The sequence below is a fragment of the Trichothermofontia sp. genome (genome assembly GCF_053493415.1).
The window spans coordinates 22,105-44,277 of the sequence record NZ_JBRCAD010000032.1 but is presented as its reverse complement, the minus strand read 5'-3'; the positions used below and the strand labels follow the sequence as shown (position 1 = coordinate 44,277).

Genomic DNA, 22,173 nt, shown 5'->3' with positions numbered 1-22,173 from the left:
ATTAACTAACCGTAGTAATCCGGTTCATTCCCCGGTTTCCACTTAATATTGCAGCCAATACTCGGCTTTTGTTCCGCAGAAACAGGTTCACCCTTCAAAACTGCCGCGATCGCCCCCCGCAGATCAACCCCATTAACGGGCTTGTCATTTCCGGGCCGACTATCATCCAATTGCCCGCGATACACTAGCCGCCGATCGCCATCAAAGAGGAAGAAGTCTGGGGTACACGCCGCCCGATAGGCTTTTGCCACTGCCTGCGTCGCATCGTAACAAACGGGAAATGTAAACTCCAAGCGTTCTGCCATTGCCTTCAGGTGAGCGGGATCATCCTGGGGATAGTTGTCAATATCGTTTGAAGAGATGGCTACGATCCCCAAGCCCTGACTGCCGTAGTCCTGTCCAATCCTAGCCAGTTCCGCCTCCACATGTTTCACAAACGGACAATGCTGGCAGATAAACATCACCAACAGCGCCGGACGATCGGCAAAGGTAGCCAACGAAATCGGGCGTCCCGATATCGTATCCGGGAGTTGAAAATCGGGTGCTGCCACACCGAGGTCAAGCATGGTAGACGCGGTTCTAGCCATAGATCCTCATGGGTTGGAGACTGAACGCCGGACTGGCCTACTTAATCGCTACGGGGACCGTTACCCCACGGGCCGAGAGTAGCCGCACTGCCTGACTATATTGGGGATCACGCGGGGTACCTAACAGTTGGGGTTCTGAGGACAACTGCCGCCGCTGATCCTCCGTCAGATTAATGGCAATATCCGGCGTAATCCCCTTCTTGCTGATGTCGGTGCCGTTCGGTGTGTAGTAGTGGGCGATCGTCACTGCGACCCCCGATCCATCCGACAGCCCATGCACCGACTGCACTAGGGCCTTGCCAAAGGTTTGGGTCCCAATGACCGTGGCCCGCTGGTTATCCTTCAGGGCACCCGTCAAGATTTCACTAGCACTTGCCGAGTTGCCGTCTACCAGAATTGCCAACGGCAGATCCGTAAGCGCTGTCCGGTTGGCCATGATCCGTTCATCGTGGTTTTCCCGATCGACCGTTTTGACGATCGCGCCTTCCTTCATCCACATGCGGGCAATTTCAATACTGGCATGGAGCAACCCCCCCGGATTCCCCCGCAGATCCAGTACAAACGCCTGCACATTTTGGGATTCTAGATTCCGAATCGCCCGCCGCATTTGATCGGCGGCATGGGCGTTAAACTCACTCAGGCGAATATACCCAATGCGCTGCCCCCCCTCTTCCCGCAGGGTATAGCGCACCGTGGGGAGTTCAATTCGAGCACGGGTGAGGGCCACCGAGAAAGATTTGCCGGCTTCCCGCTCAATGACCAGTGTCACCTGTGTCCCCACGTCCCCCCGGATTAACTTGGCGGCAGCCTCCGCAGTCATGCCACGGGTAGATTGGCCATCAATCGCTAGAATGCGATCCCCTGCCTGTAGGCCCGCCCGGATGGCGGGGGAATTTTCGATCGGCTCCGCCACCTGAAGCACCTGCCGTGTTTCATCCACCTCCAAGCGCAACCCCACCCCCGACATTTCCCCCGCGGTTTGACTGGTCAATGCCTGGTATTGGCTGGGAGTCATAAATCGCGTGTAGGGATCACCCAATTGCTCCAGCGCCTTGTTGAGGGCCTCATAGGCTTGCTCCTGGGAGGTATAGTTGCGGCTGAGGAGTTCCTGGCGGGTACGCTGCCAATCCACCTGGTTAAAGTTGGGATCAACATACTCGCGGTTCACAATTTGCCATGCTTCATCCAAGATCGCCTTGGGGCTGTCTTGCAGTTCGGTGGGGGCAGCATAGCTGGGACTCGCCAACCAAAGCGAGACGGCAGTGGTCGCGATCGCTCCACTGGCGACGGCAGCACTCAGGAGGGCAAGACGAGAAAGGCGCGGAAAGGTGACAACGTGGTTCATGGAAGTCCTGGCAGTTGAATTGAGAAGGGGATGTTTGGGGTTTGGCGCAACCCGTGGCCCTCATAGCCGAGGCAGGCGTTGCCCAGGCGAATGCTATTTGGGGGAGCCAGTTGCGATTCTGGGGAGGAACAACGTTTGCTTAGCCAAGCTTGTGTGATACTTTAGCGAATTTTTTTAGAAGGTGTTGGGTCTATTATGTAACAATTCATAACCTTTGGTTTTAATTATGAAAAGTATGGAATTTGCTAAGGCGGGCTTGGTTCTGCTCCTATTGAATCGCACGTGGGGTCTAAAAGTTCCCGATCGGGGCCAGATTCTCGGCTGTCCCTAAGGGCGTGTCTGGCCGTGACGGCTCCGGGCGGAGAGATCCCTGCAACATTTGGGTGGCCATTGCCTGAATGGTTGACCACGGGGCTTGATAAAAATACCGTTGTCGGAACTGGTTTTCCTGAAAAGCCGTGAAAAACCGATCGATCGCGGCCCGAATGACGACCTCTGGTTGTCGTGCTTCGGCTGACCACTGGAGCACGATCGCAGGGGCTGTCCCGGCGATCGCAGTCCCCGTCTCCATCCCCCCCTCGGTGACTCCCTCCCACTGAAATCCCAAGGTGATTAAAGCCCCTAGCCCGGTTGACAAAACCGGTAACGGGATGCCCAGCGCCTCTGCCCAAGCGGCGAGTGTAATGGTTTTTTGAGTACGGGCCAGGTACTTCGCCATGCCTAGTAGTTGTGTCCAAAGGGTTGAGGGTGGCACCGCCGTCGGGGCGGGAAATGCGATCGCCAGGGGCCGCTCCGTCGCAAGTGCCTGGGCTAGCCAGGGAGCCAAGTCCCCCCAGTGGTTGGGGTAAGTCGTCACCACTAGCGGCGCGATCGTCAAGGGCATCGGTTCCGGAACGCCCGCCCGCCAGTCTAGTAACCAATCGCTTCCCCCCATGCCGTGCCTTGCTGCGGTGTTTAGGCCAGAGAGGGCTGCCATTGGGGCTGAGGTTTCTGGGGCTGAGACGACCCGCAGATCAATCAGCCGGAAGTGATAAGCCTTGTGCTTGGCATTAAAGTCCAATTCCCCAACGACATCGCAGCGATCGGATGGTAGGTCGCTCACCGCATGATCCCACCAAACCCCTGGAAATCCCGCTGTGGTGGTGGCATCTCGGATGAGAAATTCCGTTTTGAGATAGCGCAATTTTTGGCCTGTTTGATCTTGAATATGGGCGTTCCGGGTTTGTTCAAACCAGACATTTTTCAACAACAAACGGGGGACGGGATTCCCCATGCCACAAGGTTCTAATAACTTAAGCTCCTGAAACAAGCTTTTGCCTAAATCAGCTACCGTAACCGTTAGGTCAACCATCAACCTCGGCTTAGGGGGGGTAATCATTTGCTGGCGCAATTGTTGGTTAATGGCCTCCGTAAACAGGGGCAAATTTTCCACGGGCAAGGCCAGACCAGCCGCAAAGGGATGCCCCCCAAAGCTCGTCAGCAGGTGGTCTTGGCCTTTGACCAGTTGATAAAGATCAATCTGATTCACCGAACGGGCTGACCCACGGGCGAGGGGAGCAGAATTTTGAATTTTGAATTTTGAATTTTGAATTTCTGAACCTTGAATTTCGTCGTCGCTGCTCTTGCTGGCAGGGGGGGTGGGAGCGAGGCTGAAGAGAATGGTCGGGCGTCCGGTTTGTTGAGCCACTTGGCTGGCAACCAACCCCAGAATACCCACCGGCCAGTCCACTTCCGCAAGGACAATCACATGGGTGGTGGACAGGTCCAAGTCAGCAAGCTTGACGATCGCCTGTTCCAGAATATCTTTCTGGAGGGCCTTACGGCGGGTGTTCAGGAGTTCCGCTTGCTCAGCCAGTGCATAACCGCGATCGCGATCGCGGCTGGTGAGCAATTCCACACAAAAATGGGCATCGCCCTGGATACGGCTGACGGCGTTAATGCGGGGGCCTAGGCCAAAGGCAATATCGGTCGGGCGATCGCCCGTGCGGCAGCAGAGTTTGAGCAAACGGTGAACCCCGGGACGACGACTGGGGTCCTGGCTGTGGGTTTGCAGAGCGGCGATTCCCCGCTGGGCCAGATAGCGGCAGTCTCCCTTTAGGGCCACCAAATCGGCAATCAGGCCGATCGCGACGAGATCGAGGACATCGGTTAGGGGTTGGGCGTCCCGATCAGGTAGGGCTTGATAGAGGGCTTCCAGCAATTTATAGGCAACTGCGACACCGGATAAATGGGCTAGGGGATGATCCGTGGGCAGGTTGCGGGGATTGACGATCGCCACCACCGGCGGTCGTTCGGCGGGGAGGGTATGGTGATCGGTCACGATGATCTCGATCCCCAGGGTTTGGGCATACGTGATCTCCGCCCGGTTAGTGCTGCCCGTGTCACAGGTGATGATCAGACGACAGCCGTGATCGGCCAGGGCATCCAAACCCGATCGCGATAGCCCGTGGGACTCGTGTAGACGATTGGGAATGTAGTAGTGTAATTGTCCGGGTTGGGGGAAAAGGGGACGTAACCCCTCCCACAGCACTGCCGTTGCCGTCACCCCATCCGCATCAAAATCTCCCCAGATCGCCACGGTCTCCTGCTGCACAATGGCCTGCTGCAGGCGGGCGACCGCCCGTGACATCTCTAACCCAAATTCAGCGGGATTTGTGGGCAGATAGGCATGGGGGTCAACAAATTGGGCAAGGGCACTGGCTGTCTGAATGCCGCGCTGCCAGAAGATTTGGGCAACAAAATGGCCGGACGCAGCCCCACGTGACCCCTCCGATGCGATCGGAATATGGGTCCGCACAGCTTGGACAAACCATGTGGGCGGTTCAACCGGAGTGACCAGTTGCCATTGGGGAGGGGGAGGAGACATAGCCCTATTGTGTGCTAAAGTGCCCCAGAATTGAGGTGGAGAGTCACCCAATTGGCCGCATGACTTGTAGCCAAGCCTGGAGTAAGATAGATTTTTGTTACGGCAATGGGCAGAACTAGGGAGAGTTTGGTATAGGATTCAGTCGTCACTGCTGGTCGTTAGTCGCGATCGGAGCTACGGTAATCCGAGCTGCTGTCACTCACCGCCGCTCACTCCCCTCCTAGGCTATCAACATCGCCCCATTGAGTAAGCAACCTGACTCTGTCCACCCCCACCCTGTTTTATGGACTCCCTGAATGAATGGTAGATATCGCAGCTAAAGGCAAGATGGTTAATTCATCCGAGGGCATCGCACAGCAAGCGCGGCAGGGGAGCGTGGCCGCCATCATTCAAATTCTGAATGAACGATTGGCGGTTTTCGGAGTGCGGACGCGGGCGATTTTTGCCGATGGGGTGTTGCAATTGCTCTGTGAGGCGGCCACTGTAGACCAGTTGGCGCAGGCTTCTCTCGTTAACCAGATCCGCGAGATTCTAGAAGCGATCGCGCCCCGCAATATTCGTCGGGTCAACATCAACAGCCGCCTTGCACGGGAGCAACAACTGCTCTGGTTAGAAGAGATCAGCCGTGATCCAGAGAACCAATTGCTCTGGTCAGAAGAAATTACTCTGCGCAAGCCTAACCCGATCGTCCTCTGGCTGGAAGATCTCAAGACACCTAAAGTGTCCGCTTCCCCCCTGTCTTCTGCCCAACCCATCCCGCCTCACTACCACCGCAATCACTATCCCTTCCGGCGAGGGCTGCTAGGGGGAATCGGTATCACCCTACTCCTGGGGTTAGGGGGGTGGGCCATCTGGCAATGGCGGCCCCCATCCCGCCTCGCGACGCGATCGTCCCCCCCCGCGTCTGCCCCGACTGTGACAACGGCAGTGACAGACCAGCTATTAGCCCCAGCTCCGAATCCGGCCCCCGCGATCGTCCCCCCGACTGATCCCTTTGCCGACGCGGTTCGCATTGCGGAACGGGCCACTGCCGAAGGAAAAACGGCTCAACTCCCAGCCCAGTGGTTAGAACTCGCCGCCCGCTGGCAACAAGCCTCGGATCTGATGGCCACCGTGTCCACCCAGGACCCACGGTATACTGTCGCCCAGGATCGCACCCAACGGTATCGCCAAAATAGCGAACTGGCGTTGCAAGAGGCCCAGAAACGCCGCGCTGCACCGACTCAAAACTAAACTTTCAACCTCAAGCCCCAAACCTCAACTCCCAAACCTCAGCACAAGGCGCTAACCGAGGTGCCGACAATCGTTAAAACGGTGAATTTGCCAAAGCTCCGTATTAAAGCGCTGGTTTTCATCCGTGGCATACCAACGGTTGCGATCGAGCCAAAATTCAAACAGGGCGGTATTTTTCGCATGAAGTCGCCAGGAGCGATCACAGTTCATCAGCGCGGCGATCAGGTGTTGCAGAATCCAACTGTGGGACACAATCCAAATGCGATCGTCATCCGTATGCCGACCCAGTAACCGCTGGATAAATTGCTGTGCCCGATCGCGGGCTGTGGTTAAACTTTCCGCTTCCGGAATCTGAATCCAGTCCAGGGAAGCCCCTAGGCGTTGGCAGAGGTCAGGATACCGGTGCTGTGCCTCTGCCCAGGTCAGTCCCATAAAAATCCCATTCTGAAACTCCATCAACTCATCCGCATACTCCACCGGGATTGGGGGACAGAGCCCCGGTTTGGTGCCACTGTCTAAGGGGGGAGCATCGGCACTGTCAATCAAATCACTCACCGCCGCTGGCAGGGGAGCCGTTTGGAAGTGGTTTAGCAAAATGGCTGCCGTTTGTGCTGCCCGCTTCAACGGACTGCTATAGATATAGGTGGGAACCCAAGATTCGGCCAGCAGACGTTGAGCTAGGCGTTCCGCCTGACTCTCCCCCTCCACAGAAAGGGCAAAATCAGCATGTCCTTGCATCCGCTTCTCCTGATTACCGATCGACTGGGCATGGCGAATAAATAACAGTTTCATAGTCATTCCAATTAAGCGATTCAGCCTACTCACGGCAACAAGAAGCGATCGTGACCGTCATGGGTACCCCGCACAAGGACGGCCTTATGGTTAAGGGTAAGTAGATCCACTTAGGGGCGGGTAGCATCGTCCTGAAGATGTTCCCGAAAAGATCGGCAACAAAGAGGGTACTGGGAACTTACAATAAAACCTAGTTCACCTTGCGTCATTACACTTGCCATGCTGCTGAAGTCCACAACTCGCCATATCCGCATTTTTGCCGCCGAAGTTCAAGACGGCGAGTTAGTTCCCAGCGAGACTGCCCTTAGCTTGGATATTGATCCAGACAACGAGTTCAACTGGACCGACACGGCACTGCAAAAAGTCTATCGTCAGTTCGATCAGCTCGTCGATGCCTACGCCGGACAAGATCTCACCGACTACAATCTGCGGCGAATTGGTTCCGACCTGGAACACTTTATTCGTGCCCTCCTGCAAAAGGGGGAAATCTCCTACAACCTTAACTGCCGTGTGCTTAACTACAGCATGGGCCTCCCCCAGGTTGCGTCAGAGTAAAGGGTCCGTCGCGTTGAGCCTAGGGAGCGAAGTCTTCCACGGTGGGAAACCAAGTTTTAACCTGGTCAACCACTTGATCGAGCGCTACCGCTCGTGAGGCTTTGAACAATAGGCGATCGCCCGGTTGGATCAAGGCTTGCAGGCGGGCAAGTAAGGCCGATGCATCCGGAAATGCCTCCGCCACGAGGGGAGCCGCTCCCTCGGCCAGGGCAGCCGCCTCTGGCGGATCGGCCAGGATGAGGAGGTGATCTAAATTCAGGCGCTGGACCACCTGACCAACCTGGCGATGTAAGGGCACTGACCACTCGCCCAACTCGCGCATGGTGCCCAGAACCGCAATCCGACGCTGCCCAGGGGTTTGGGCCAGCAGGTGTAATGCCGCTGTCATCGACTCCACCCCTGCATTGTAGGTTTCATCCAGCAACACAATATCCGGCTCCAGGCAATAGCGCCGTCCTCGTCCTCCCGGTAACTCCACCGATATGCCCGCTTGCAGGGGGGCGAGATCTAACCCTAGGGCATGGGCTACCGCCAGAGCAGCCAGGTAATTCAAGGCTTGGTGTTGGCCGGGGAGGGGAACTGGGAATTCCAACCCTTGCCACTTGAGGGTATGGGCTGGGGTCAATTCGGCCCGGAAGTTGCCCGCCGTTAGCCCATAGCTGAAGACCGTCCCTGACCAAACCGTTGCTGCCGTTGCCATCAGGCGAGGATTATCGGCATTGAGGATCGCGATGCCAGTTGGGGGTAAGGTACTCAGCAGTTCACATTTGGCTTCGGCGATCGCCTGCTCCGACCCTAACCGCTCGATATGGGCTGTCCCAACATTGGTAATCACGCCCACATCTGGACGGGCAATCTCACCCAAACGGGCAATCTCACCCCGCCCGCGCATCCCCATTTCAATGACGGCATAGGCGTGTTCGGGGCCCATCTGCAAGAGTGTTTTCGGTACGCCAATCTCATTGTTGTAGTTGGCCTGGGACTTGAGGACCTCGCGATGGGGCGGGGTGCCGATCGTCCGTAATACCGCCGCAATCAGTTCCTTAGTGGTTGTTTTTCCCACCGATCCTGTGACAGCGATCACTGGAATTTGCCAGTGCATACGCCACCATTGGGCTAGGGTCTGATAAGCGATCAACGTGTCTTTAACCCGTAGCAACGGCACTTGGGGCTGGGGCAAAGGGGGAAGGTTAACCGCTGCATCTACAATGATGGCAACTGCGCCTCGCTCCTGGGCCAACGGGATGAATTGGTGGCCATCAAAGGTTTTCCCCTTAAGTGCCACAAATAGTTCACCAGGCTGGAGACTGCGGCTGTCCGTTGAAATACCCTTGATCCCGCTTTCATTTCCTGATACAAGATCAGGGGCAATGGGCAAGTTAAGCGCCTGCTGGATATCTGCGAGGGAGATCTGACCAGTCATACGATCGTCCATGGACCTAGGTAAATACAGCATACTTAACGGAGGGAGAGAGGGCGTTACACACAATCTTCATTAAAAAGGGGAAGTTGAGCCGGGTATCTTCATGGCTACTTTACACAAGTACGGGGGTGTCACCTGAAGTTCAACAATAATAGTACTAAAAAGTCCGTGGTTGCTCCGATGTGCCTTGGTAATCAGTGACTCCTACCGTTGGGAGTCAAATTCCCTTAAGCACCGGGCTAGAGGGATTCAGCTAACTCTAAGGTCCAGCTCAACCCGACAATCCGACCTGAGCAACACCCCGACTCAGCTCAACCTAAGCTCAACGGTGAAACACCACCAATACTTTATCTTTTCATTAGTTTTTGGTATGTAATTATGCTTGACAGACCTTGCCTGCTAAATTAATTAGAAAACTTTAAGCGACCAGTGAAGGCGGTGTGGGAAGGCGTTGTGGCCCCGGCATCATTTAAGAAAAAATATTAGACCCATCAATGAGGTAAATCGGGCACTACCATCCGTAATTTTCAATTCGTCTGTGTAACCCTTTAATAGTCCCTAGAAAAAGTGGCTAGGTAGGGATGTATACTGGAAGAAGTACGAGCTTTTCCACTCAGCTTGCTGGGCCTCGTTTAAGACCCGAATCCTGACAGTTTCTGCATCATGGAGCATGGCCAGTCTAAGTCCCGATATCTGGCATTAAGAGCGAAGGCGTAGGAGCGTGTAATCCAAGTGGCTACTTTGTTTGAACAACACTATCGGCAAACTACGGTGGATGAGCAAAAGTTATATGATCATCTACTCTATTGGTCACAGTTGGAGTCGCCAGCCCGCCTGATTGAGCGCTTCCGGACATTGTTCCTGGGCAGTGGCAATTACCCTGATATGGAAGTTGCGGCTGCTCTTGAGCGCATCGTGAGTTCCCGCGAAGTCAACCAACGGTTTCACTTCATCATTAACCGTTGCTGTCACATCTTAATTAACCGCTGGCAGATGCAGCCCCAGCACTTTGCGGCCATTCCTGAATTGATCTCCCTGTTCGAGCAGCCACCGGGTAATCCACGCGCTGGCCTGTATCGCTCCCGCTCTGCCCGTCGCCTGCAAGAGTTGATCCAACACTTTCTCCAAACGGAGCAATATACAACCCTGAAGCGGTTAGCGCGGGTGATGAGTCAGGCGATCGAAGCCCGCAATGGGTCGCGGTCCCTTGGCACGCTGATCCAGCGTTATCCCTATCTCTACCGCCATTGTCTGCTGAGCGAAGACAGTTCCTACGAACAACAGCAGGTTATTGATCAGCTTGAACAGCAGCGACAACGACAGTTTGAGGTAGATCTCTCCAGATATGTCACCTATCAAATTCGGCGGGCCTATCCCGCCTCTAGGGATAAGGCCAATGCGACAAACTTGATTCGACCGGTCAGTAACCCCACCCTGCTGAACGATCGTGAACTTTACTTAGCCCTGAAGCAATTTGTGGGTCGGGTGGATAGTGGCTATAGCTACCAGGAAATGGCTCGTCATTTTACCGCCCATAGCTCCCAGATCCAGACCTACCGGGCTTTCAAGGAGGATTTCTATCGCTACATTACCTCCTCGATCGCGGCGGAGTATGGTAAGCGCCAGTTTTACAACCAACTGTATGGCTATCTGCAAAATACCCTACCCCAGAGCGACTCCCAACGTCCTAGCGACTTCCTAGTGGTGCGGACCTGTAGCCAACTGTTGAACTTTCTGGTGGTTGAAAGTGCGAATCAACCCCAGCACTATGTGTTTGTGGACCTACTCTCGAATCTAGGTCCAGCAGCGACCACTGGCTTGCTGCTCAAGATTATCCTCGTTTGCCGCAAGGTCAAGCCCTACCTAGAGAAGCGGTTCTCAATCCTCTTCAACCACTACGAAAATTTTGATGACGATGCTGTCCAGTGGTTAGTCAAGGCATTGGAAAATATGAATCTAGCCCTGACAACCAATTTTGGTGCGATCGATCTGTCCCTGATTAAGCGGATTGTTTAAGGTTCCAGCCATCTGGCTAGGGTGGCCCATCAATCATTGGGGTGCCCGATGCTGCTGAAGCCTTCCCCCCTGAGCTACTCAACGGGGACAACCGGCAACTAGCCATGTCACGAAAAGCTGAAAATCAGGGCCAACTTTCCTCGGCAATGTTCCGTATTTTTGCTCAAGCTGGAAGGTAGGAAGACGCGCTGGACGAGTTGGGTCATGATGCTGTTGGCAGACGCTGCGATCGGCGGACGAGTCAGAGACAGGCTGTCTCAGGAGTCCGTGGATTTGGGGTCGAGATTTTTCTAGTGCTGGTGAGGCTACGGCATTCCCAGGGCATGCTAGGAAAAGGGGTGGCTCACCAATTGTCAGGCGTTGTCAAGGTTGGGATTGGGGATGCCAATCATTAAATGGAGAATAGCCCTATGAATACCGCTGAGTTGCTTGTGCGCTGTTTGGAGAACGAGGCCGTTGAGTATATCTTTGGCCTGCCGGGGGAAGAAAACTTACAAGTACTGGAGGCGATCGAACAATCGTCGATCCAGTTTATTACGACCCGCCATGAACAGGGGGCAGCCTTTATGGCTGATGTCTATGGCCGCCTGACGGGGAAGGCGGGGGTGTGCCTCTCGACCTTGGGACCGGGGGCAACGAACCTGATGACGGGAGTGGCTGATGCCAATTTAGATGGGGCACCGCTGGTGGCGATTACGGGACAGGTGGGGACCGATCGGATGCATATCGAATCCCACCAGTACCTCGATCTGGTGGCTATGTTCAGCCCGGTGACCAAGTGGAATACCCAGATTGTGCGGCCCAGCATTACGCCAGAGGTGGTGCGACGGGCCTTTAAGCGGGCACAGACGGAAAAACCGGGGGCGGTGCATATTGACCTGCCGGAAAATATTGCGGCGATGCCTGCGACTGGAGAACCCCTGAGGCGGGATGAACTGGAAAAAACCTATGCGGCCTACCAGAGCATTAATCGGGCGGCCCAACTGATTTGCCATGCCAAAAATCCCTTGATTTTGGCAGGGAACGGGGCCATCCGTGCCCACGCCAGTGAGGCCCTGACCGAGTTTGCCACCCGCCTGAATATTCCCGTCGCGAATACGTTTATGGGTAAGGGGGTCATTCCCTATACCCATCCCCTTGCCCTGTGGACGGTGGGGCTACAACAACGGGACTATATTAGTTGCTCGTTTGATCAAACGGATCTGGTCATCGCGGTGGGTTACGACTTGATCGAGTACTCGCCTAAACGTTGGAACCCCAATGGGGAGATCCCAATTATTCACATTGGCGCAACCCATGCCGAAATTGATAGTAGCTATATTCCCCAGGTGGAAATTGTGGGGGATATTTCCGACTCGCTGGTGGAGTTGTCGCGACGGGCCGATCGCAGTGGCAAACCTGATCCGGTGGGTCTGCGGCTGCGCAGCGATATCCGTGCTGACTATGAGCAGTATGCTGCCGATGATGGCTTTCCAGTGAAGCCGCAAAAACTGATTTATGACCTACGGCAGGTGATGGGACCGGAGGACATTGTAATTTCCGACGTGGGGGCACACAAAATGTGGATGGCCCGCCATTACCATTGCGATACGCCCAATACCTGTTTGATTTCCAATGGCTTTGCGGCGATGGGGATTGCGATTCCTGGCGCGATCGCGGCGAAACTGATCTACCCGCAGCGTAAAATTGTGGCGGTGACGGGGGATGGAGGGTTCATGATGAACTGCCAGGAGTTGGAAACGGCGCTGCGGGTGGGTACTCCCTTTGTGACGCTGATTTTCAACGATGGTGGCTACGGGTTGATCGAGTGGAAGCAGCAGAACCAATTTGGGAAATCGACTTTTGTTAAGTTCGGTAACCCGGACTTTGTGCGCTTGGCGGAAAGCATGGGGCTTAAGGGTTATCGGGTGGAGGCGGTAACGGAGTTGGTGCCGGTTTTGAAAACGGCTTTGGCTCAGGAGGTCCCGGCGGTGATTGATTGTCCGGTAGATTACCGGGAGAATCTGCTGTTCTCGCAGAAGTACGGGGATTTAAGTTGTGCGATTTAGGGGAGTGATTGAATCCATGCCGGACTGAACCACTAAGGCACCAAGGTCACTAAGGTTCGCAAAGTTTGGGGTTACCTTTGTGTCTTCGTGTCTTGGTGGTTTTTATATGGGGTCTGGTCGCAGGGATGAGTTCACGCCTGTTAAATTAGGCTTAAACATCCCGTGTTTAAGTAGCCTCAATGACTGAGTAACAACGGACCTGTGGTGGTAGGCGAGGTGTGAGTGTGCTGGTGGTAGGCAAGATGCTTATCCCCCAAGTCTGGTTTTTTACCTTTTTATAATGACCTGATTATGCCCAAGACCCAAAAAACCGCGATCGCGAATAAGCTGAGCCAAGGTAACTATTTATTAAATCGGGAGTTAAGTTGGCTGGAATTCAATGGTCGCGTCCTGCATGAAGCTAAGGATGAGCGCAATCCGCTGTTGGAGCGTCTAAAATTCGCTGCAATTTTTAGTGCGAATCTTGATGAATTTTTTATGGTCCGCGTTTCTGGGCTGATGGAGCAGGTGGATGCGGATGTGCGTAAGCTGACCCCGGATGGACGATCACCACAAGAGCAGTTGGATGAAATCCGCGATCGCTTAAGCCAGACGGTTACAGAACAGCATCGCTATTTTGAACAGGAATTACGCCAGAAATTAGTTGAGGTAGGGGTTCATCTGCTCAACTATATTGATTTGAACCAGGAACAACGGGGATATCTCCGCCATTTTTTTGAAGAACGGGTATTTCCAGTCCTCACACCCCTTGCAGTCGATCCAGCCCACCCCTTCCCGCGTCTTTCCAATCTCAGCTTGAATCTGTTAGTCGTGGTGCAAGATCCGGAAACGGGCAAGGAACGTATAGCACGGGTTAAAGTGCCCAATATTTTGCCTCGCTTTATTAGTTTTCCCCCACAATTACAACAGCATGGCGAGGATTGTGTCTGGGTGGGGGTGCCCCTGGAGCAGGTGATCGCCCATAACCTGGAGTTTTTATTTCCGGGGATGAATATCCAGGAATATTACGTGTTTCGCATTACCCGTGATGCTGATTTTCCCGTGCAGGAAGATGAAGCGGATGATTTATTATTGGCGATCGAGCAGGAAATTAGTAAGCGACGACTCGCCGGGTTTGTTGTGCGCCTAGAGGTGCAATCTGCCATGCCTGATCACCTGCGAACTGGATTAATGCACGAATTAAAGGTGGGTGAGCAGAATGTTTATTCCCTGGAAGGCTTACTGAATCTTAAGGATTTAATGTACTTCCTTACCCTGCCCCTACCTGATCATCAAGATCCCCCTTGGGCACCTGTGGTTCCGCCCCGGTTTCAACGGTTTAGTGAACTGGAAAGCAGTCATGAATCCCTAAGCCCAGAGGATACGGAGGCATTTTTTGCTATTATTCGCGAGGGGGATATTCTGGTTCACCATCCCTACGAATCCTTTGCCGCATCTGTCCAACAGTTTATTACCTGTGCCGCCTATGATCCCCAGGTATTAGCGATTAAAATGACCTTGTATCGGACTTCTGGCGACTCTCCGATCGTCCAGGCTCTCATTGCTGCTGCGGAAAATGGCAAACAAGTTGCTGCCCTCGTTGAGTTAAAAGCTCGCTTTGATGAGGAAAATAATATTAACTGGGCGCGGCAATTAGAAAATACTGGAGTGCATGTTGTTTATGGTGTGGTCGGTCTGAAAACCCATACCAAGACTATGTTAGTTGTGCGTCAAGAAGGCGATCAGATCCGTCGCTATGTTCATATTGGTACGGGGAACTATAACCCTAAGACGGCAAAGCTCTATACCGATTTAGGTTTACTCAGTTGTCGTGAGGAATTGGGAGCCGATCTGACCGATCTGTTCAACTACCTCACGGGATATTCCCGTCAACACAGCTATCGCCAGCTACTCGTTGCCCCGGTCAATATGCGCGATCGGATGTTGGCCTTAATTCAGCGGGAAATCGATCAGGTCCAACAAGGCTATTGCGGGCGAATTATTGCCAAGATGAACTCTCTGGTGGACCCGACCATGATTGCTAAGTTGTATGAAGCCTCCCAAGCGGGCGTTGAGATTGATCTCATTATCCGAGGAATCTGCTGTCTACGTCCCGGTGTCCCAGGGGTCAGCGATCGCATTCGGGTGATGAGTATTGTTGGGCGGTACCTAGAACACTCGCGGGTTTTCTATTTTGACAATAACGGCGATCGCGAAGTTTACATTGGCAGTGCCGACTGGATGCCGCGCAACCTCGATCGCCGCGTCGAAGCCATCACCCCGATCGCCGATCCGGAATTAGCTACCCAATTGATTGATCTGTTGCATCTCATGCTGGCCGACAACCGCCTTGCCTGGGATCTGCAACCCGATGGTAGCTACCTTCAACGCCACCCCCAACCGGGCGAACCCGAACGCAACTCCCAAATGCAACTGATGGAGCAGGCCGAGCAAACCCTGAAGCAACGTCTCTAAAGAGCTGCCTAGCCCCTAAGCCCCTAGGTTTGGTGAAGGCTTCAGCGTCCCAATCTGGATCAGCCAAAAGGTGCCCAGTCCTGAGCGATCGGGCCAAGCCTCCGCTTGACTCCAATCAAACAACCCAGAATTTGCTCAACGGATTGGCGCTAGTCTTGGCTCTAATAATTGATTAAATATAGCGATTTTATAAAAGATTGCTCCAGAGCTGCATCCCCTGCCTCGTCTATCCTAGACAAGTAATTATATAGTTCATATATACCAAAAAGGCTGTAGATTATTCCTTCCTGCAAAGCCTGAAATTCCTATCATGACTGGCTTTTACTCCTTTAGCATGGATTGATTCAGAACCAGAGAGTACGGTTCCGTTTACATTTCTTTATATTTTAAGATTGACAACTATTGTGATTAAGCCTAAATTGAGACCAGGTACTTATTGAGAATAATAATCAATAAGTGAGCCTTGACCATGAACTATAACGAGCTAACCAAACGTATGCAGACTTACGATAATCCGAAGGTCAAGTATGACTGGTGGGCAGGGAATGCCCGGTTTGCCAATCTTTCCGGTCTTTTTATCGCGGCTCATGTTGCTCAAGCTGCCTTGATCGTTTTTTGGGCCGGAGCGATGACACTATTCGAGATCTCGCGGTTTGATCCGAACCGATCGCTGGGGGAACAGGGGTTGATCCTGCTCCCACACCTCGCAACCTTAGGGTTAGGCATTGGTAAAGGCGGTCAGGTTGTGGACACCTATCCCTACTTTGTGGTTGGGTCTGTTCATTTAATTGCGTCAGCCGTGCTGGGTGCCGGTGCGATTTTTCACACCATCAAGGCCCCAGAGGATCTCAAAACAGCCGATGGACAGGCGAAGCGTTTTCATTTCGAGTGGACTGATCCCAAGCAGCTAGGACTGATTTTGGGGCACCATCTGATTTTTTTAGGGTTGGGTGCTCTCCTATTAGTCGGTAAGGCCATGTACTGGGGTGGGCTATATGACGCAGCCAGCCAAACGGTGCGGGTAGTGACGGAACCAACCCTGGACCCGCTAACGATCTATGGCTATCAAACGCATTTTGCCAGCGTGGATAACCTCGAGGATTTAGTGGGGGGGCACATCTATGTTGGCATCATGCTGATTGCGGGGGGGATTTGGCATATCTTAGTTCCTCCCCTGTCTTGGGCGAGGAAGGTACTGATCTTTTCGGGTGAGGCGATTCTGTCCTATGCGCTGGGGGGAATTGCCCTAGCGGGTTTTGTGGCGGCCTATTTCTGTTCAGTGAATACACTGGCCTATCCTGTAGAGTTTTATGGCCCGGTTTTAGAAGTGAAGTTAGGGATTAGTCCCTACTTTGCGGATACAGTCCATTTGCCGATGGGTGCCCATACTCCACGTGCTTGGTTAGCGAATGCCCACTTCTTCCTGGCATTCTTCTTTTTACAAGGACATTTGTGGCACGCATTACGAGCGATGGGATTTGATTTTCGTCGGGTTGAAAAAGCCTTGAGTGCAATGGAAACCGTCCAGACAAAAGCTTAGTTTGCAGTACCAGTAAGCAGCTATTGAATGGATAGGAAATTATAATAACATATTCTATCCATTCATTCCTTCTTAATCTCTCGTGCTTTAGGTTATTTGCTTTCGTGTTTGACTTGCTAGTTTTTTTTATTAAGCATGAATTGTATTTGTTGTTCTAGTCAGCTACTCCGTTACATTGGCTCCGAGGGCCTGTACTGGTATTGTCGTGAATGCCACTTTCAGGTGCCGATTCCATCTGTTAAACCCGAAATTACGACATCTGCTTCTCTAGCGCACCCTAAATCTACAACTCAATCTATAACATCTAACTTGATCACCGATTATGCCGCTATGGCTGATGCTCATCATCAAGATGTTTCTGATGCTGATGTGGCTTTAATTAATGGACAATGCCAACAACAAGATAAGCGACAATGTATTCGACCAAAACTCTGGATTTATATCCCACATTACCCAGGAGAAAAATCGCTTAAAAAATCTGCTTGATGTTAGGCTTCTCCAATAGGCAATCAGTTGATCGGTCGGTACTATTAAGGTTCAAGAGAAATCTAATTTAGTTCTGACGATGTAATTGTAGGAGTCAATATGGCTAAAATTGGTCTATTCTACGGTACTCAAGCAGGGACAACAGAAGCGGCGGCTAAGTTAATCCAGAAAGAGTTTGGTGGTCCTGAAATTGTTGATCTACATAATATCGCTGAAGCCAGTGCTAGTGACTTTGAACGTTATGAATGTATTATCATCGGTTGTCCAACCTGGGATATTGGTAATCTTCAGAGTGACTGGGAGTATTTTTCTAATGGGCTAGATACCATTAGTTTTATTGGCAAGAAAGTTGCTTATTTTGGCGCTGGCGATCAGATTGGTTATACTGATAATTTTCAGGATGCAATAGGCATCTTAGAGGAAAAAATCACAATTCTAGGCGGAATAACCGTTGGCTATTGGCCAGCAAATGGTTATGATTATAGTGCTTCAAAGGCGGTCAAAGATGGAAGGTTTGTTGGTTTAGCGATCGATGCACATAATCAATTCGAGTTAACCAATATTTGTATTAAAGCCTGGGTTGCTCAACTTAAGCAGGAGTTTGATGTGTAGAGGACCGGTACAGATCTCCTGCTGTGTTTGAGTCATCCCCGATCCCACAGCTAGCGATCGCTAAATCAGTCATAATTTTTAAGAATAATCTCCCTAGCCCCTAGCCAATCCGAAACGATCGCCCATGCAGGTTGAACTGATTGACATTACCAAACGCTTCGGTCCGGTGCTGGCCAACGATCGGGTTTCCCTGACCGTCCCCGCAGGCAGTATTTGCGGCCTCCTCGGCGAGAACGGTGCCGGTAAAAGTACCCTGGTCAAGGTCCTGAGTGGCTTTATCCGGCGCGATGGGGGCGAGATCCGACTCAACGGGCGAGTCGTTGCCATCCGTTCCCCGGCAGACGCGATCGCGGCGGGGATTGGGATGCTCCACCAGGACCCCCTGGACTTTCCGCCCCTGTCTGTCTTAGAAAACTTCTGCATCGGACAAACGGGACCCTGGATCCTGTCGCGTCGGGCGGCGCGTACCCAGTTGCGTACCCTCGCCGACTCCCTAGGCTTTATCCTTGACCCCGATCGCCCCGTTGCCAGTTTGACGGTGGGGGAACGGCAGCAACTTGAACTCCTGCGCCTCCTGGCCCTTGGGGTCCAAACCCTGATTTTAGATGAACCCACCACCGGGATCTCAGCTAGCCAAAAACAGGCGTTGTTTACCGCGATCCAGGCACTCGCCAAGACCGGGCGATCGTTGATCCTGGTGTCCCATAAACTAGCGGACGTGCAGCAACTTTGTCACACGATCACCGTCATGCGCCAGGGGCAGGTCGTCGGCTCCCGAACCCTTCCCTGCCCGACAGCGGATCTGGTCAGCCTGATGTTTGGGCGTGAGTTGGCCCAACCCACTCCCAAATTAGCTTCCAGGGGCGAGTCAAGCCAACCGATGCTTCAGTTACAGGACCTCATTTGGCAAGACCCCCCCCTAGCCCTTCAGATGCCTGACTTGCGGGTCCAACCGGGGGAGGTGATCGGGTTAGCTGGATTAGAGGGGAGTGGCCAGCGATCGTTCTTGCTGCTGTGTGCTGGGTTACTGGCAGCACAGGCGGGCACCCTACGGGTGAATGGCGTTGATCTGACCCACCAACCCTACCGAGCCTATCAACAGGCCGGGGTGGGTTTCCTCCCTGCCGATCGCCTCAAGGAGGGGTTAATCCCAGGGCTGTCAATTCAAGAGCATGTGGCGGTCCGGACGGCTGCACAACAATGGTTTGTTAACTGGCGACAGGTGTTAACGGCAACCCAGGAGGCGATTGCCCGGTTCAATATTCGCGGACGCCCCAGCACACGGGTGGAAACGCTCTCCGGCGGGAACCAACAGCGTACCCAACTGGCTCTGTTACCCACGCCCTTGAACCTGTTGCTGATGGAACATCCAACCCGTGGCCTAGATATGGAATCCTCCCTCTGGGTGTGGCAACAATTGTTAGCGCGGTGCCAGACGGGGACAGCCATTATCTTCACGTCGTCGGATCTGGATGAGATTGTCCAGTACAGCGATCGCATCCTCGTGTTTAGTGGCGGACACGTGTCGGCTCCCCTGAAGACGGCTGAAGTCACGATCGCCACCCTGGGCCACATGATTGGGGGACAATTGCCGCCCCCAAGCTACGATCCCGCAGCGGTCACCGCCTAAGCTCCGTAACCGGGTTTGGTTGGCTATCCCCTATCGCTGTGGGTGCCAACCACACGGTGTCCCCTTAGCGATGCATTCCTTGGCGATGCCTGGCGATGCATTAAAGTAATGGGAAACTAATGGGAAACTAATGGGAAACAGGCCGCTAGGGTAGGGCAGGTAACCGCCAATGGATTTTTACCAAAAACTGACGCAGGCGATCGCGACCAACCAGACCTTGCTCTGCTTGGAACTTGATCCCGACTTGGAGGACCTGCTGCCAGACCCCACCGCGATCGATTCTCTGGCCACCGTGCGGGATTGGCTGCTGACCGCGATCGCGCAGTCTGCGGAGTGGGTGTGTGCCTATCGGCTGTCCTTGGGGTACTACCAAGCCTGGGGGGCCGCAGGGCTGGACCTGTTGCAAACCGTTTTACAGGCCATTCCCCCCCACCTGCCCACGATCCTGGATGCCAAATATGCGGACCTGGAAACCAGTACCCTGTTTGCCAGTACGGCATTTGCAACCTGGCAGGTAGATGCGGTGACCCTCAGTCCCTATGCGGGACAGGATCAGGTGGCCCCATTTCTGGTCTATGCCGATAAGGCGGTGTTTGTTCTCTGCGTGACAACCAATCCCTCAGCGGCGATTTTGCAAGCCTTCCCCCAACCGGACCAGGCGTTCTATCTCCATCTGGTGCAGGAAGCGCAAAATTGGGGACCGCCGGAGCAGTTGGGCCTAGAGGTGACGACGATGACCCCGACCTTGTTGGAGCCAGTGCGGGCGATCGCGCCGGAACGATTAATCCTCTCCACTGGCACCGATTGCCTCGATCGCTGGCGGGCCAAGGATGCGGCCTGGATGCAGGGCTTGGTTGCGGGGTTGGATGCCAATGGCGAGAATCTGTTGATCTCGATTCCTCCCGATCTCTTGCTGGAACCTACGGCCCAGACCACCATTCAGGATTTTCGCCAAGCGGTGAACCAGGTGCGGGAACAGAGATCGCAAAACTCGCCCAGTTGCCAGGTGTGGCTACCGGATGTCTGCTTGGTTAATCCCCAACCCCACCAGGATTTAATTCTGCAACTCTACGACATTGGCTGCATCCTGTTTGGCGAGTACGTGCAGGCATCGGGGGCGACCTTCCCCTATTACATTGATCTGCGCAAAATCATTTCCCAGCCGCAAATTTTCCACCAGGTTGTGAGCGCCTACGCGACCCTCATGAAACCCCTCCAATTCGATCGCATCGCCGGTATTCCCTACGGCTCCCTGCCGATCGCCACTGGCCTAGCCCTCCACCTTCACTATCCCATGATCTATCCCCGCAAAGAGGTCAAGGCCCACGGCACCCGTCGTATGGTAGAAGGCCATTTCCAAGCGGGGGAAACGATCGTCGTCGTGGATGACATTTTGATCAGTGGCAAAAGCGCGATCACAGGCGCCCAAAAGCTGCAATCAACGGGCCTTGTTGTTAACGATATTGTCGTCCTCATCGACCACGAACGGGGGGTGAAGGAACGGCTCCAAGCGGCGGGCTACCATGCCCATGCGGTGATGACCCTTACAGAAATTGCGGAAACCCTATATAACAGCAGTCGCATTACGATCAGCCAGTACGAGGCCATTCTCGCCTCAGAATAACCATTCGGCATCCGCATTCGGTATCATCACACAACTCTGGGATGCTTCCTTCCTCTATGTCCAGATCCGCGTCGCCAATGCCCCGGCCCCCTTTGATAGACTGAACACATCCCTCTTACCCAATGCCCATGTCTGCTGCCCTGCCAGACACCCCCCCAATGACTGGACTCCCGGCACCTACGGCCCTAAGTGACACGGGAGACCTACCGCCTTGGGTGGTCCTACCGCCCACTGACCTGGATAGTGACGAACCGGAATTGGAAAGTTATCAGCATCTCCAACAACTCCTGTTGCTGCTCAAATGCCTAGACTGGCTCTGGCGCGATCGCACGGACTACTTCGCAGCGGGAAATCTCACCATCTACTACAGCGCCCGTAAACTCAAAACCGAGGATTTTCGCGGTCCCGATTTCTTTGTGGTCCTGGATACGGAAAAACGCCCCCGCAAAAGTTGGATGGTCTGGGAGGAGGAGGGCAAGTACCCTAATGTCATTGTGGAACTCCTGTCCTACTCAACAGCGAATCAAGACCGTGGCTCGAAAAAGCAAATCTATCAAGATATTTTCCGCACACCCGATTACTTTTGGTTTGATCCCCATAGTTTAGAGTTTGCCGGATTTCATCTGGTCAATGGGGTCTATGCCGCGATCGCACCGACGGAGCAAGGGTGGCTCTGGAGTAAGCAGTTAGGGCTATACCTAGGGGTGTACCAAGACCAACTGAGGTTTTTCACGTCGGCTGGTGAGTTAGTCCCGACTCCAGAAGAGTCGGCCATACAAGAACAACAAAAGGTGGAACAGGAGCGTCAACGGGCGGCAGCCGAACACCAGCGAGCCGAACAGGAACGTCAACGCAGTGCTGCGTTGGCTGCTAAACTCCGGGAACTGGGCATTGATCCCGATGAGATTAGCTAGCCCAAACCAGCTCCCCACTCTCCAACGTTCCCCTGGCTAAAAGCACTT

The 22,173-nt window shown here is 53.6% G+C and carries 16 protein-coding genes; 11 read left to right on the top strand and 5 right to left on the bottom strand.

Annotation, left to right across the window (positions count from 1 at the left end; translation table 11 throughout):
• Window positions 1-5 precede the first annotated feature (5 nt).
• The 3 genes from ACWIUF_RS03250 to ACWIUF_RS03240 all read right to left on the bottom strand — a co-directional run bounded on the left by ACWIUF_RS03250 (window position 6) and on the right by ACWIUF_RS03240 (window position 4,798).
• Window positions 6-587 carry a thioredoxin family protein gene (locus ACWIUF_RS03250; RefSeq protein ID WP_448570777.1) on the bottom strand — a complete coding sequence of 194 codons (582 nt, stop codon included), beginning with the start codon at window positions 585-587 and terminating at the stop codon, window positions 6-8.
• A 37-nt stretch (window positions 588-624) separates the two neighbouring features.
• Window positions 625-1,932, bottom strand: a complete 1,308-nt coding sequence (gene ctpB / locus ACWIUF_RS03245; protein WP_448570775.1) for a carboxyl-terminal processing protease CtpB — start codon at window positions 1,930-1,932, stop codon at window positions 625-627.
• 289 nt (window positions 1,933-2,221) lie between these two features.
• A complete protein-coding gene (locus ACWIUF_RS03240) occupies window positions 2,222-4,798 on the bottom strand; it encodes a single-stranded-DNA-specific exonuclease RecJ (protein ID WP_448570774.1) in 2,577 nt (858 codons plus the stop codon).
• A gap of 327 nt (window positions 4,799-5,125) precedes the next feature.
• On the opposite strand from ACWIUF_RS03240, the gene ACWIUF_RS03235 reads away from it, so the two are divergent.
• Window positions 5,126-6,031, top strand: coding sequence for a hypothetical protein (locus tag ACWIUF_RS03235; protein ID WP_448570773.1), 906 nt, complete (start codon window positions 5,126-5,128; stop codon window positions 6,029-6,031).
• Window positions 6,032-6,082: 51 nt separating this feature from the next.
• On the opposite strand, the gene ACWIUF_RS03230 is transcribed toward ACWIUF_RS03235, so the two are convergent.
• Window positions 6,083-6,823: a histidine phosphatase family protein gene (locus ACWIUF_RS03230; RefSeq protein WP_448570772.1), complete on the bottom strand. Its 741-nt coding sequence runs from the start codon at window positions 6,821-6,823 to the stop codon at window positions 6,083-6,085.
• A gap of 219 nt (window positions 6,824-7,042) precedes the next feature.
• Between ACWIUF_RS03230 and ndhM the strand changes: the two genes are divergently transcribed.
• Window positions 7,043-7,378, top strand: coding sequence for an NAD(P)H-quinone oxidoreductase subunit M (gene ndhM / locus ACWIUF_RS03225; RefSeq protein WP_448570771.1), 336 nt, complete (start codon window positions 7,043-7,045; stop codon window positions 7,376-7,378).
• Between the two features lie 19 nt (window positions 7,379-7,397).
• On the opposite strand, the gene ACWIUF_RS03220 is transcribed toward ndhM, so the two are convergent.
• Window positions 7,398-8,801 (bottom strand): UDP-N-acetylmuramoyl-tripeptide--D-alanyl-D-alanine ligase, encoded by a 1,404-nt coding sequence (locus ACWIUF_RS03220; protein WP_448570769.1) that lies wholly within the window; start codon window positions 8,799-8,801, stop codon window positions 7,398-7,400.
• A gap of 732 nt (window positions 8,802-9,533) precedes the next feature.
• On the opposite strand from ACWIUF_RS03220, the gene ACWIUF_RS03215 reads away from it, so the two are divergent.
• The 9 genes from ACWIUF_RS03215 to ACWIUF_RS03175 all read left to right on the top strand — a co-directional run bounded on the left by ACWIUF_RS03215 (window position 9,534) and on the right by ACWIUF_RS03175 (window position 22,125).
• Window positions 9,534-10,817: a hypothetical protein gene (locus tag ACWIUF_RS03215; protein ID WP_448570768.1), complete on the top strand. Its 1,284-nt coding sequence runs from the start codon at window positions 9,534-9,536 to the stop codon at window positions 10,815-10,817.
• A gap of 410 nt (window positions 10,818-11,227) precedes the next feature.
• Window positions 11,228-12,865 carry an acetolactate synthase large subunit gene (locus ACWIUF_RS03210; RefSeq protein WP_448570766.1) on the top strand — a complete coding sequence of 546 codons (1,638 nt, stop codon included), beginning with the start codon at window positions 11,228-11,230 and terminating at the stop codon, window positions 12,863-12,865.
• Between the two features lie 291 nt (window positions 12,866-13,156).
• A complete protein-coding gene (gene ppk1, locus ACWIUF_RS03205) occupies window positions 13,157-15,319 on the top strand; it encodes a polyphosphate kinase 1 (RefSeq protein ID WP_448570764.1) in 2,163 nt (720 codons plus the stop codon).
• Window positions 15,320-15,788: 469 nt separating this feature from the next.
• Complete coding sequence (locus tag ACWIUF_RS03200; protein WP_448570762.1) at window positions 15,789-16,859, top strand: chlorophyll a/b binding light-harvesting protein; 1,071 nt, start codon at window positions 15,789-15,791, stop codon at window positions 16,857-16,859.
• Window positions 16,860-17,081: 222 nt separating this feature from the next.
• Complete coding sequence (locus ACWIUF_RS03195) at window positions 17,082-17,345, top strand: hypothetical protein (protein WP_448570761.1); 264 nt, start codon at window positions 17,082-17,084, stop codon at window positions 17,343-17,345.
• A gap of 99 nt (window positions 17,346-17,444) precedes the next feature.
• On the top strand, window positions 17,445-17,957 hold the full coding sequence (gene fldA / locus ACWIUF_RS03190; RefSeq protein ID WP_448570759.1) for a flavodoxin FldA: 513 nt from the start codon (window positions 17,445-17,447) through the stop codon (window positions 17,955-17,957).
• Window positions 17,958-18,081: 124 nt separating this feature from the next.
• Window positions 18,082-19,587, top strand: coding sequence for an ABC transporter ATP-binding protein (locus tag ACWIUF_RS03185; RefSeq protein ID WP_448570758.1), 1,506 nt, complete (start codon window positions 18,082-18,084; stop codon window positions 19,585-19,587).
• 169 nt (window positions 19,588-19,756) lie between these two features.
• Window positions 19,757-21,211, top strand: coding sequence for a bifunctional orotidine-5'-phosphate decarboxylase/orotate phosphoribosyltransferase (locus ACWIUF_RS03180; RefSeq protein WP_448570757.1), 1,455 nt, complete (start codon window positions 19,757-19,759; stop codon window positions 21,209-21,211).
• 128 nt (window positions 21,212-21,339) lie between these two features.
• Window positions 21,340-22,125 carry a Uma2 family endonuclease gene (locus ACWIUF_RS03175; RefSeq protein ID WP_448570756.1) on the top strand — a complete coding sequence of 262 codons (786 nt, stop codon included), beginning with the start codon at window positions 21,340-21,342 and terminating at the stop codon, window positions 22,123-22,125.
• Window positions 22,126-22,173 lie beyond the last annotated feature (48 nt).